Source organism: Isoptericola sp. NPDC057559, from assembly GCF_042801555.1.
In the GTDB taxonomy this organism is placed as follows: domain Bacteria; phylum Actinomycetota; class Actinomycetes; order Actinomycetales; family Cellulomonadaceae; genus Isoptericola.
This window is the reverse complement of the sequence record NZ_JBHVFQ010000025.1, coordinates 15392-28026: the sequence shown is the minus strand read 5'-3', so window position 1 is coordinate 28026 and position 12635 is coordinate 15392. Positions and strand designations below refer to the sequence as shown.

Annotated in this window: 10 protein-coding genes; 2 read left to right on the top strand and 8 right to left on the bottom strand. The window is 72.7% G+C overall.

The genetic code is table 11. From position 1 onward, the window contains the following. A complete protein-coding gene (gene ilvD / locus ACFU5J_RS18090; RefSeq protein WP_430576434.1) occupies window positions 1-1863 on the bottom strand; it encodes a dihydroxy-acid dehydratase in 1863 nt (620 codons plus the stop codon). A 317-nt stretch (window positions 1864-2180) separates the two neighbouring features. Here ilvD and ACFU5J_RS18085 point away from each other — a divergent pair, with 317 nt between their 5' ends. Next, the gene (locus ACFU5J_RS18085; protein ID WP_430579651.1) at window positions 2181-2762 is read left to right on the top strand and encodes a DoxX family protein; all 582 of its coding nucleotides are present in this window, start codon (window positions 2181-2183) and stop codon (window positions 2760-2762) included. A 31-nt stretch (window positions 2763-2793) separates the two neighbouring features. On the opposite strand, the gene ACFU5J_RS18080 is transcribed toward ACFU5J_RS18085, so the two are convergent. Further along, window positions 2794-4314 carry a peptide MFS transporter gene (locus ACFU5J_RS18080; RefSeq protein WP_430579650.1) on the bottom strand — a complete coding sequence of 507 codons (1521 nt, stop codon included), beginning with the start codon at window positions 4312-4314 and terminating at the stop codon, window positions 2794-2796. A 148-nt stretch (window positions 4315-4462) separates the two neighbouring features. On the opposite strand from ACFU5J_RS18080, the gene ACFU5J_RS18075 reads away from it, so the two are divergent. Then, window positions 4463-5845, top strand: coding sequence for a cryptochrome/photolyase family protein (locus ACFU5J_RS18075; RefSeq protein WP_430579649.1), 1383 nt, complete (start codon window positions 4463-4465; stop codon window positions 5843-5845). A gap of 25 nt (window positions 5846-5870) precedes the next feature. On the opposite strand, the gene ACFU5J_RS18070 is transcribed toward ACFU5J_RS18075, so the two are convergent. The 6 genes from ACFU5J_RS18070 to aceB form a co-directional block, all read right to left on the bottom strand. After that, complete coding sequence (locus ACFU5J_RS18070; RefSeq protein ID WP_430579673.1) at window positions 5871-6710, bottom strand: bifunctional allantoicase/(S)-ureidoglycine aminohydrolase; 840 nt, start codon at window positions 6708-6710, stop codon at window positions 5871-5873. Between the two features lie 228 nt (window positions 6711-6938). Then, window positions 6939-7526 (bottom strand): GNAT family N-acetyltransferase, encoded by a 588-nt coding sequence (locus tag ACFU5J_RS18065; protein WP_430576438.1) that lies wholly within the window; start codon window positions 7524-7526, stop codon window positions 6939-6941. Further along, window positions 7526-9031, bottom strand: coding sequence for an Asp-tRNA(Asn)/Glu-tRNA(Gln) amidotransferase subunit GatB (gatB, locus tag ACFU5J_RS18060; RefSeq protein WP_430576439.1), 1506 nt, complete (start codon window positions 9029-9031; stop codon window positions 7526-7528). Before gatB ends, ACFU5J_RS18065 begins: the two co-directional genes overlap by 1 nt. Window positions 9032-9049: 18 nt before the next feature. After that, complete coding sequence (gatA, locus tag ACFU5J_RS18055) at window positions 9050-10555, bottom strand: Asp-tRNA(Asn)/Glu-tRNA(Gln) amidotransferase subunit GatA (RefSeq protein ID WP_430576440.1); 1506 nt, start codon at window positions 10553-10555, stop codon at window positions 9050-9052. Window position 10556: 1 nt separating this feature from the next. Then, window positions 10557-10853, bottom strand: coding sequence for an Asp-tRNA(Asn)/Glu-tRNA(Gln) amidotransferase subunit GatC (gatC, locus tag ACFU5J_RS18050; protein WP_380323985.1), 297 nt, complete (start codon window positions 10851-10853; stop codon window positions 10557-10559). Between the two features lie 146 nt (window positions 10854-10999). Beyond that, on the bottom strand, window positions 11000-12619 hold the full coding sequence (aceB, locus tag ACFU5J_RS18045; protein WP_430576441.1) for a malate synthase A: 1620 nt from the start codon (window positions 12617-12619) through the stop codon (window positions 11000-11002). Window positions 12620-12635 lie beyond the last annotated feature (16 nt).

Sequence of the window (12635 nt, the reverse complement as noted above, 5' to 3'; positions counted from 1 at the left end):
TCAGCGGCGCGCGATGAGCGACACGTCCCGCACGGCGCCGCGGTCCGCGGACGTCGCCATCGCGGCGTACGCCTGCAGGGCCGGGGACACGTAGCGGTCGCGGTTCTCCGGCTGCCACGGGTTCTCCCGGGCCTCCATCTTGGCGCGGCGCTCGGCGAGCACCTCGTCCGGCACGTTGAGGCGGATCAGCCGGGTGTCGACGTCGATCTCGATCTCGTCGCCGTCCTCGACCAGCCCGATGACGCCGCCCGCGGCCGCCTCCGGCGACACGTGGCCCACGGAGATGCCGCTCGACCCGCCCGAGAACCGGCCGTCGGTGATCAGCGCGCAGACCTTGCCCAGGCCGCGGCCCTTGATGAACGACGTCGGGTAGAGCATCTCCTGCATGCCCGGGCCGCCGGACGGGCCCTCGTAGCGCACCACCACGACGTGGCCCGGCTGGACCTGCTTGGTGAGGATCTTCTCGACCGCGTCCTCCTGCGACTCGCAGACCAGCGCGGTGCCGACGAAGTGGAAGACGTCCGGGTCGACGCCCGCCGTCTTGAACACGGCGCCGTCCTCGGCCAGGTTGCCGCGCAGCACGGCCAGCCCGCCCTCCACGGTGTACGCGTGCTCGAGGTCGCGGATGCAGCCCCCGGCCGCGTCCGTGTCGAGGCTCTCCCAGACGTTCGACGTCGAGAAGGCCTGCGTGGTGCGCACCCCGCCGGGCGCGGCGTGGAACAGCTCGACCGCGCGGTCGGTGGCCTTGCCGCCGCGCACGTCCCAGTCGTCGAGCCATCCGCGCAGCGTGGGCGAGTGCACGGACGTCACGTCGTGGTCGAGCAGGCCGGCGCGGTCCAGCTCGCCCAGCAGGGCGGGGATGCCGCCGGCGCGGTGCACGTCCTCCATGTGGTAGTCCGGGTGGTTCGGCGCCACCTTGCTCAGGCACGGCACGCGGCGGCTGATCTGCTCGATGTCGGAGAGGTCGAAGTCGATCTCGCCCTCCTGCGCCGCGGCCAGGATGTGCAGCACCGTGTTGGTGGAGCCGCCCATCGCCACGTCGAGGGCCATCGCGTTGGAGAACGCCGCCTTGGTGGCGATCGACCGGGGCGCGGCCGAGTCGTCCTCGTCGTCGTAGTACCGCTTGGCCAGGTCGACGATGGTGCGCCCGGCCTCGAGGAAGAGCTCCTTGCGCGCGGCGTGCGTGGCCAGCGTCGAGCCGTTGCCCGGCAGCGACAGGCCCAGCGCCTCGGTGAGGCAGTTCATCGAGTTCGCGGTGAACATGCCCGAGCACGAGCCGCAGGTGGGGCAGGCGTTCTCCTCGACCTGGGCGAGCGCCTCGTCGGACACGTTGTCGTCGGCCGAGTAGTTGATCGCGTTGATGAGGTTGAGCGGGGTCTTCGCGACGCCGTCGGCGACGATCGCCTTGCCGGCCTCCATCGGCCCGCCGGACACGAAGATCACCGGGATGTTGAGGCGCAGGGCCGCGTTGAGCATACCCGGCGTGATCTTGTCGCAGTTCGAGATGCACACGAGGGCGTCGGCGCAGTGCGCGTTGACCATGTACTCGACGGAGTCGGCGATGAGGTCGCGGCTCGGCAGCGAGTAGAGCATGCCGCCGTGGCCCATCGCGATGCCGTCGTCCACGGCGATGGTGTTGAACTCCTTCGCCACGCCGCCGGCCTCCTGGATGGCGGAGGCCACGAGGTCGCCCATGTCCTTGAGGTGGACGTGCCCGGGGACGAACTGCGTGTAGGAGTTCGCGATCGCGATGATCGGTTTGCCGAAGTCGCCCGCGCCCATGCCGGTGGCGCGCCACAGCGCGCGGGCACCGGCCATGTTGCGACCGTGGGTGGACGTCCGAGAGCGCAGGGGACGGCTCATGTCAGCTCCTTCGACGAGTGGTGCCACGCCGTCACGGACGGCGCGCACGTGCACGCTACGCCCGCCGTCCCGCATCGCGGGCAATCGTCCGAACTATGGTCGTTTTGCCTGCTGAAACGCCACGAAGATCACGAAACGGTTGCGACGCCCAGGCAACCTTGGCATGTTGGGGACGGTTCGTCAGTGATCCATCCAAATCCGACGAAGACGTCGTCCGGCGGACCACGCCCTCGCGCGACCGGCCCGACGGGGGGCCGGCCGCACCGGGTCACCCGACCCCAGCACCACGCAGCGCACCACGATCAGGGAGCTCACTCATGACCGCGACCGCCGCAGGCAGCAGCACGACCCGCACCACGACCTCCGCCCGCACCCGCGCCGAGGAGGACGCCGCCACGCACGTCGTCACCCGCCCGGCCGCGCGCCGCGCCCTGGCGCTGTGTCGCATCCTCCTGGCAGGCGTCTTCCTGTGGCCCGTCCTCGACAAGACGTTCGGCCTCGGCTACGCCACCCCCGCCGAGCGGGCGTGGCTGTCCGGCTCCTCCCCCACGGCCGGCTACCTCGGCTCCATCGAGAGCCCGCTCGCCGCCGGCTTCGCGGCGATGTCCGGCCCCGTCGTCGACTGGCTCTTCATGCTCGGCATGCTCGGCACGGGCCTGGCCCTGCTGCTCGGCGTCGGGCTGCGCGTCGCCGCCGTGGCCGGCGGCCTGCTCATGCTCTCCCTCTGGGCCTCCGTCTGGCCGTTCGCCGCGGGCTCGCAGAACCCCGTCGTCGACCAGCACCTGCTGTACGCGACGCTGCTCGTCACGCTGGCGCTCACCCGCGCCGGCGACACCTGGGGCCTCGGTCGCGCCTGGGCCGCCTCGCCGGTGCCGGGCAGCGCCACCTGGCTGCGCTGACCGCACGCCGGCACCCCACGGCGCCGGCGCGTCACGCGCCGGCGCTGTGGGTGCGCTCCATCTCGTCGGCGTGGCGGATGTGCCGCGTGACCCACGGCGCGAGCAGCAGCAGGATGCCCGCGAACGCGAGCGCCACGACCCCGATCCCGCCGAAGTACGCCGTGTCCGACACCCCCTCCGTCGCCTCGATCGTCTGCGCGGTGATCGCCTGGCCGGCGGCGGACGAGAGGAACCACAGCGCCATCGCCTGACCCCGGAAGGCCCGGGGCGCCAGCAGCGTCGTGGCCGCGATGCCGACCGGCGACAGGCACAGCTCGCCGAGCGTCTGGATGACGTACACACCGCCGAGCACCCACGGCGGTGCCAGCTCGCCCGCGAACACCTCGGACATCCAGGCGAGGAACAGGAACGACAGCGCCGCGAGCGTGAGCCCCATGACGAACTTGTAGGCCGTGGGCGGCCGGTCGCCCGTCCTCGTCCAGAGCCACGCGAACACGGGCGCCAGGATGATGATCGACGCCGGGTTGATCGACTGGAAGAACGCCGGCGACAGCTCGATGCCGAACAGCGTCAGGTCGGTGCGGTCCGCGGCGAACTGCGTCAGCGTCGTCGCCGCCTGCTCGAAGATCATCCAGAAGAGCATCGCCGCGATGAACAGCGGCACGTAGGCGACCACCCGGGGGCGCTCGGCGTCCGTCACCCGCTTCGACCGGTACATGACGGTCAGCAGCACGACCGGCGTCGCCAGCGCGAGGTAGGACACCGCGTCGATGAAGGTGCCGGTGCCCCACCCGCCGGCCATCAGCACGGCCAGGAGGGTCGCGACCACGATGGCGCCCACCACGATCAGGCCGAGGCGGACCACCGCGGGCCGGTCCGCCGGCGTGATCCGGTTCGGCACGTCCGTGCCGGCCTTGCCGAGGTACTTGTAGCCGGCGACGAAGAAGACCAGCGCGATGCCCATGCCGATCGCGGCGACGGAGAAGCCCGCGTGGTAGCCCCACTGGCGCTGCACGAAGCCGACGATGAACGGCGAGAAGAACGACCCCAGGTTGATCCCCATGTAGAAGATCGAGAAGGCCGGGTCACGACGCGGGTCGTCGCGGGAGTACAGCTCGCCGACCATCGAGGACACGTTCGGCTTGAGCAGCCCGGTGCCGAAGGCGACCAGGCCGATGCCGAGCATCGAGAAGGCGTAGGTCGGCACGGTGAGGGACACGTGCCCTGCGGCGATGATGATGCCGCCGTAGAGGACGGACCGGCGCGCCCCGATCACGCGGTCGGCCAGCCAGCCGCCGACCACGGACAGCAGGTAGACGGACGTGCCGTAGATGGAGACGAACGCGGCGCCGGTCGTCGCGTCCATCCCGAGGCCGCCGTTGGCCACGGTGTCCGTGAGGTAGAGCAGCAGGATGGCGCGCATCCCGTAGTAGCTGAACCGCTCCCACGCCTCCGTGGTGGCGAGCGTCATCAGCCCGCGCGGGTGGCCGAAGAAGGCGCGGTCCCCCTCGTGCTCCGGGTGCGGCGCCGCCGTCGGCGCCTGATCGGTCATGGAGTCGACTCTGACACCGGGACCGGCGACCTGCGACCGGTGACCGGGCTTCCACCCGCACCTCCGCCGCGGTCGGGACCCGGTCGGGGTCGGGTGGGGGTCGGGTGGGGATCCGGTCGGGAGCCGGGCGGGCACGTACGGTGGGCGGATGCCGACGACGAGCGTGCTCTGGTTCCGCCGCGACCTGCGCCTCGCCGACAACCCCGCTCTCGTGGCCGCCGTCGAGGCGGCCCGCGCCGGCGGCGGCGAGGTCGTGGGGCTCTACGTCCTGGACGACGCGCTGTGGGCGGCGGCGGGGTCGAACCGCCTGGCGTACCTGGTCGCCTCCCTCCGCGCCCTCGACGCCACCTGCGACGGCCGGCTGGTGCTCCGCCGCGGCGACCCCCGCGACGTCGTGCCGGGCGTCGCCGGGAGCGTGGGCGCCGCCGAGGTGCACGTGGCCGCGAGCCACGAGCCGTACGGCCGGCGCCGGGACGAGGCCGTGGAGGCCGCGCTGGCCGGGGCCGGCGCCCGCCTGGTCCGCACGGGTTCCGCGTACGCGGTCTCGCCGGGCCGGCTGCGCACCGGCGCGGGCACGCCCTACCAGGTGTTCACCCCGTTCCGCGGCGCGTGGCTGGAGCACGGCTGGCGGGCGCCGGCGCCGCGACCGCGCGAGATCCCCTGGGCGTCGCTGCGCACGGACGACCTGCCCGACGCCGCACCGACCGCCGAGCACCTGCCCCGCGCCGGCGAGGACGCCGCCCGGCGCCGGTGGCACACGTTCCTGCGCGACGGCCTCGCGACCTACGGGACGGACCGGGACCGGCCGGACCGCGCGGGCACGTCCGCGATGTCCGTGCACCTGCGCTGGGGGGAGGTCCACCCGCGGACGCTGCTGGCCGACCTCGGCGAGGCGCAGGCCGGCGGGGCGCCCGCGGACGACGTCGCGACGTTCCGCTCCGAGCTGGCGTGGCGCGAGTTCCACGCGGACGTGCTGCACCACCGTCCGGACGCGCGCGCCCGCCCGCTGCGCGCCGTCGTGCCGGACGACTCCTGGGCGACGGGCGCCGGCGGCGACAGCGCCTTCGAGGCCTGGGCCGCGGGGCGCACCGGGTACCCGCTCGTGGACGCCGGGATGCGCGAGCTCCTCGCGACCGGGTGGATGCACAACCGGGTGCGGATGGTGGTCGCGTCGTTCCTCGTCAAGGACCTGCACGTGCGCTGGCAGCGCGGGGCGGCACACTTCATGGCCCACCTGGTGGACGGCGACGTGTCGCAGAACCAGCTCAACTGGCAGTGGGTGGCGGGCACCGGGCACGACGCGGCCCCGTACTTCCGCGTCTTCAACCCGGTGACCCAGGGGAAGAAGTTCGACCCGGACGGCGACTACGTGCGCCGCTGGGTGCCCGAGCTGCGAGACGTCCCCGGCCGCGGCGTGCACGAGCCGTGGAAGCTGCCCGCGCCGCCGGAGGCCTATCCGGCCCCGGTCGTCGACCACGCGCACGAGCGGCGCGTCGCGCTCGACGACTTCGAGCGCGCGCGCCGCCGGTGACGTGTCGTCGGCCCGACCCCGACGGTCAGCGCCGGTCCAGCCGCACCTGCCGGTTCACGTCCTTGTAGAGCAGGTAGCGGAAGGGCTTGGGGCCGCCGGCGTAGCAGGCCTGCGGGCAGAAGGCGCGCAGCCACATGAAGTCGCCCTCCTGCACCTCGACCCAGTCGCCGTTGAGGCGGTAGACCGCCTTGCCCTCGAGCACGTACAGGCCGTGCTCCATGATGTGGGTCTCCGCGAACGGGATGGAGCCGCCGGGCTGGAACGTCACGATGTTGACGTGCATGTCGTGCGCGAGGTCGTCGGGGTCGACGAACCGGGTCGTGGCCCAGGCGCCGTCGGTGTCGGGCATGGGGCGGGGCTCGACGTCCTGCTCGCGGGTGACGAAGGTCTTGGCCTCGTAGCCGTCGACACGCTCGTAGACCTTGCGGACCCACTGGAACGCGGCCTTGGCGTCCGAGCGGTTGTGCAGCGCCCAGGCGTCGCCGGCCGCGAGGTAGGCGTAGCCGCCGGGCTCGAGGACGTGCTCGGCGCCGCCGACGGTGAGCACCAGGGTGCCCTCGGTGACGAAGACGACCGACTGCACGGTCTCCTCGACCTCGCCGCGGTCGGTGCCGCCGCCCGGGGAGACCTCGACGACGTACTGCGCGAACGTGGTCGCGAAGCCCTCGACGGGGCGAGCGAGCACCCACAGCCGCGTCCTGTCCCAGCCCGGCAGGTTGGAGGTGACGATGTCGCGGAGCACGCCGCGCGGGATGACGGTGTACGCCTCGGTGACGATCGCCCGGTCGGTCAGCAGCTCCTCCTGCCCGGGCAGCCCGCCCTGCGGGGTGTAGTAGCGGGTGGTCTGCGGCCCTGGCTGTGTCATCGTCACGCTCTCCTCGCTCGTGGTCCTGGCGACTGAACCCCGGTTCTTTCGTTCAGTGGAATTCAGATTCTGCTCTGTGAGATTAGTGCGAGCGCGTCCCGGCGGTCAAGCGACCTCCCCATCCTCGCCGCGCCGACGGCGACAGACGACCGCGACCGCCCCGGACACGACGACGCCGGCACCCGCGGGGTCGCGGGTGCCGGCGTCGTCGTGCGTGGGGCGGGGCGCTCAGTCCGTGCCGGCCCCCGCGCGGAACTCGTCCTCGAGGATGCCCATGACGATGGCGTCCGCCCAGCCCTGCCCGTCGCGGAAGGCGTCGCGCAGGCGACCCTCCTCGCGGAAGCCGAGCGAGTCGTACAGGGCGCGCGCCCGGGGGTTGATGCTCGTCACGGCGAGGCTCACCCGGTGCAGGCCCAGCCCGGCGCCCGCGCGGTCGAACGCGAACCGCAGCACCTCGCCGATGGCCTCGCGCCCGTACCCGCGGCCGCGGTAGTCGGGCATCATCCGCAGGCGCAGGTTGGCCGACATCAGCTGCAGGTCCACCTGGTCGAGCGAGATCTCGCCCAGGAGGTCGTCGCTGACGAGCTCCCCGTCCCGCACGGCCGCCGACGTGACCGCCCAGTCGTACCGCCCGGGCAGGTCCGCCGCGTCCGCCGCCCACGAGCCCACCTCGGCGCGGGACGAGGCACCGCTGGTGCCCATCCCCGAGAGCCGGCCGTTGTCGGGGTCGCGCAGCGACGCCCACAGGCGGTCGGCGTCCCCGGCCTCGAGCGCGCGCAGGCGCACGAGCTCCCCGTGCAGGACGGGCGAGCGCATCAGCCGATCCTCTCCAGCACCAGCTCGCGCACGCGCTTGGCGTCCGCCTGCCCCTTGGTGGCCTTCATGACGGACCCGATGATGGCGCCGACCGGGCCCTGGTTGCCGCCGCGGACCTTCTCCACGATGTCCGGCTGGGCCGCGAGCGCCGCGTCGATCGCCTCGAGGAGCGGGCCGTCGTCGGAGACGACCTCCAGGCCGCGGGCCACGACGACCGCCTCCGGGTCGCCCTCGCCGGCGAGCACGCCGTCGAGCACCTGCCGGGCGATCTTGTCGTTGATCCGGCCGGAGTCGACGAGCTGCTGGAGCTCGCCGATCTGCGCGGGCGTGATCGCGAGCTCGGCGAGCTCGACCTCGTCCTGCTTGGCGCGGCGGGCCAGCTCGCCCATCCACCACTTGCGCGCGGCGGCCGGGCTCGCGCCCGCGGCCACCGTGGCCTCGACGAGGTCGAGCGCGCCCGCGTTCACGACGTCGCGCATCTCCGCGTCCGCGAAGCCCCACTCATCGTGCAGGCGGCGGCGCCGGGCCTGCGGCAGCTCGGGCAGGGTGGCGCGGATCTCCTCGACCCACTCGCGCGAGGGGGCGACCGGCACGAGGTCCGGCTCCGGGAAGTACCGGTAGTCCTCGGCGTCGGACTTCACGCGGCCGGGCGACGTCGAGCCGTCCTCCTCGTGGAAGTGGCGCGTCTCCTGGATCACGGTCTGCCCCGCGTCGAGGAGCGCGGCCTGCCGCGAGACCTCGTAGCGCACCGCCCGCTCGACCGACCGGAACGAGTTGACGTTCTTCGTCTCGGTGCGCGTGCCGAGCGGGGACTCGGGCGTCGGGCGCAGCGAGAGGTTGACGTCGGCGCGGACGTTGCCACGCTCCATGCGGGCCTCGGAGACGCCCAGCACGCGGAAGATGTCGCGCAGCGCCTGCACGTAGGCGCGGGCCACCTCGGGCGCCCGCTCCCCCGCGCCGGTGATCGGCTTGGTGACGATCTCCACCAGCGGGACGCCGGCGCGGTTGTAGTCGACCAGCGAGTACTCGGCGCCGTGGATGCGGCCCGCGGAGCCGCCGACGTGGGTGTTCTTGCCGGCGTCCTCCTCCATGTGCGCGCGCTCGATCTCGACGCGGTGCACCGTGCCGTCCTCGAGCTCCACGTCGAGCCACCCCTCGAAGGCGATCGGCTCGTCGTACTGCGACGTCTGGAAGTTCTTCGGCACGTCCGGGTAGAAGTAGTTCTTCCGGGCGAAGCGGCAGGTCTCCGCGATCTGGCAGTTGAGCGCCAGGCCGATGCGGATCGCGTACTCGACGGCGGTCCCGTTGACGACGGGCAGAGCGCCCGGCAGGCCGAGCGAGACCGGCGTGGTCTGCGTGTTCGGCTCCGCGCCGAACGACTGCTCCGCCGCGCAGAACATCTTGGTGCGGGTGCCGAGCTCGACGTGCACCTCGATGCCGAGCACCGGGTCGTACCGGCGCACGGCGTCGTCGTAGGCGACGAGAGCAGGGGTCGTGGTGGTCACAGCGATGATCTCCGTTCGTCAGCCCAGCTGGGGTGCGCGCGACAGCAGCGGGGCGCCCCAGGTGGACTCGAGGGCCGACTCGAGCGCGGCGCCGACACGGTAGAGGCGGTCGTCCGCCTTAGCCGGCGCGAGGATCTGGAACCCGACGGGCAGGCCGTCGTCGGACAGGCCGTTGGGCACCGAGATGCCCGGCACGCCCGCGAGGTTGGCCGGGATGGTCGCGACGTCGTTGAGGTACATCGCGAGCGGGTCGTCCAGCTTCTCCCCCAGCGGGAACGCCGTGGTGGGCGCCGTGGGCGAGACCAGCACGTCGGCCTGCGCGAACGCCGCGGCGAAGTCGCGCTGGATGAGGGTGCGGACCTTCTGCGCGCTGCCGTAGTAGGCGTCGTAGTAGCCGGCCGACAGGGCGTAGGTGCCGAGCACGACGCGGCGCTTGACCTCGTCGCCGAAGCCGGCGCCGCGGGTGGCCGCCATGACGCGCTCGGCGGTGATCGGCCCGTCGGTCGGCTCGACGCGCAGGCCGAAGCGCATGCCGTCGAACTTCGCGAGGTTGCTCGACGCCTCCGCCGGCATGATCAGGTAGTACGCGGCGAGCGCGTAGTCGAAGCTCGGGCAGGAGACCTCGACGACCTCGGCACCGGCCTGGGTCAGCAGCTCGAGCGACTCGTGGAACCGGGCCAGCACGCCCGGCTGGTAGCCCTCGCCCTGCAGCTGCGTCACGACGCCCACGCGCAGCCCGGACAGGTCGCCCAGCGCGCCGGCGCGGGCGGCCTCGACCAGCGGCGGCAGCGCCTCGGGGATGGACGTGGAGTCGCGGGGGTCGTGCCCGCCGATGAGCTCGTGCAGCAGCGCGGAGTCCAGGACCGTGCGGGTCACGGGCCCGGCCTGGTCCAGCGACGACGCCATCGCGATGAGGCCGTAGCGGGAGACCCCGCCGTAGGTCGGCTTGACGCCGACGGTGCCCGTGACGGCGCCCGGCTGGCGGATCGAGCCGCCCGTGTCGGTGCCGATCGCGAGCGGCGCCTCGAAGGCGGCCACGGCGGCCGCCGAGCCGCCGCCCGAGCCGCCCGGGATGCGGTCGAGGTCCCACGGGTTGTGGGTGTTGCCGAACGCGGAGTGCTCCGTGGAGGAGCCCATCGCGAACTCGTCCATGTTCGTCTTGCCGAGGATCGGCAGGCCCGCGGCCCGGATCTTCTCGACGAGCGTCGCGTCGTAGGGCGGGATCCAGCCCTCGAGGATCTTGGAGCCGGCGGTCGAGGGCATGCCCTTCGTCACGACGACGTCCTTGACGGCGATCGGCACGCCGGCCAGCGGGTGCAGCTCCTCGCCGGCGGCGCGGCGGGCGTCGACGTCGGCGGCCGTGGCCAGCGCGTCCTCGTCGCTCACGTGCAGGAACGCGTGCACGTCGCCGTCGACCGCCGCGATGCGGTCCAGGTGCGCGCGCGTGACCTCGACGCTCGAGGCCTCCTTGCGGGCCAGGGCGTCGGCGAGCTCCGCCGCGCTGAGGCGGGTCAGGTCCGTCATCTCACTCCTCCCCGAGGATCTGCGGCACGGCGAAGCGCCCGTCCTGGGCGTCCGGCGCGGCGGCCAGCACGTCCGCCACGGGCAGCGCGGGCTGCGGCACGTCCTCGCGGAACACGTTGGTCATGGGCAGCGGGTGGCTCGTCGCGGGCACGTCGGGGGTGGCGACCTCGTTCACGCGGGCGATCGAGTCGACGATGACGTCGAGCTCGCCGGCGAGCCGGTCGACCTCGTCGTCGCGCAGGTCGATCCGGGCCAGGGCGGCGACGCGCGCGACCTCGTCTCGGGAGATGGTGGACATGGCCGCCAGTCTAGTGGTCGGCACGTGTCCGGGACGTTGTCCCCGCATGACGAAACGGCCGGGACCATGTCACACGGACCATGGTCCCGGCCGTCACGCACCGGCGGTGCTCGGCGCCCCCGTCGCAGCCGAGCGTGCCGGGTTCCTCAGTCCATCCGCTCGTAGGCGGCCGTCGTGAGGAAGTCGATGTACTCGTCGGCGACGGCGACCTCCATGAAGGTGGTCCGCGCCTCGTCGTAGTCGGCGGCGTCGCCCGGGAGCTTCGCCACCTCCTCCTCGACGACGCGGTCGACCAGCTCGCGGGTCACCTTCTCGCCCGAGTCGGCGAGGACGACCCCGTTGTGCAGCCACTGCCACACCTGCGACCGGGAGATCTCCGCGGTCGCGGCGTCCTCCATGAGGCCGAAGATGGCGACGGCCCCGAGGCCGCCGAGCCAGGCGCGCAGGTACTGGATGCCCACGGACACGTTGTTACGCAGGCCCGCCTCGGTGACCGTGCCCGGCGTCCTGTCCACGGACAGCAGGTCCGCGGCGGTCACGTGCACGTCGTCGCGGGTGCGGTCGATCTGGTTCGGCCGCTCCCCCAGCACCTCGGTGAAGACCTCCTTGCACGTGGCGACCATGCCCGGGTGCGCCACCCAGGAGCCGTCGAAGCCGTCGCCGGCCTCGCGGGCCTTGTCCGCGCGGACCTTCGCGTACGCCTGCGCGTTGGCCTCGGCGTCCTTGCTCGGGATGAACGCGGCCATGCCGCCGATCGCGTGCGCGCCGCGCTTGTGACAGGTCGCCACGAGCAGCTCGGTGTACGCCCGCATGAACGGCACCGTCATCGTGATCTGGTTGCGGTCCGGCAGCAGGAACTCCTCGCCGCGGGTCCGGAAGTTCTTCACCACCGAGAACAGGTAGTCCCAGCGGCCCGCGTTGAGGCCGGCCGAGTGGTCGCGCAGCTCGTAGAGGATCTCCTCCATCTCGAACGCGGCCGGGATGGTCTCGATGAGCACCGTGGCGCGGATCGTGCCGCGCGGGATGCCGAGGGCGTCCTGCGCGATGACGAACGCCTCGTTCCACAGGCGTGCCTCGAGGTGCGACTCCATCTTCGGCAGGTAGAAGTACGGCCCGAGGCCCTTCTCGATCTGCCGCAGGCCCGCCGTCGCGACGTAGAGCGCGAAGTCCACGAGCCCGCCGGACGTCTGCTCGCCGTCGACGAGGACGTGCTTCTCGTTCATGTGCCACCCGCGGGGGCGCACGATGATGGTCGCGAGCTCCTCGTCGGGCGCCAGGGCGTAGGACTTGCCCGCCTCGTTGGTGAAGTCGATCCGGCGCTCGATCGCGTCGAGCAGGTTGAGCTGGCCGCCCACCACGCTGCGCCACTGCGGCGTGTTGGCGTCCTCCTGGTCCGCGAGCCACGTCTTCGCGCCCGAGTTGAGCGCGTTGACCGTCATCTTGCGGTCGGTCGGGCCGGTGATCTCGACGCGGCGGTCGACCAGGCCGGGGGCCGGGGCCGCGACCTTCCAGGAGTCGTCGGCACGGATGTGCGCCGTCTGGGGCAGGAAGTCGAGCGTGCCCCCGTCGGCGAGCGACCTGCGGCGGCGGGCCCGCGCGTCGAGCAGCTCGAGGCGGCGGGCGCCGAGCTGCCGGTGCAGGGTCGCGATGAGGTCGAGCGCGGCCGGGGTGAGCACCTCGTTGTCGCGCTCACCGATCTCGGCGGTGATGGTCAGGCCGTCGGGGAGCTCCACGACAGTCCCTCCTTGTTCTGCGGAACGTTGCATGGTGAAAGTCTGATTA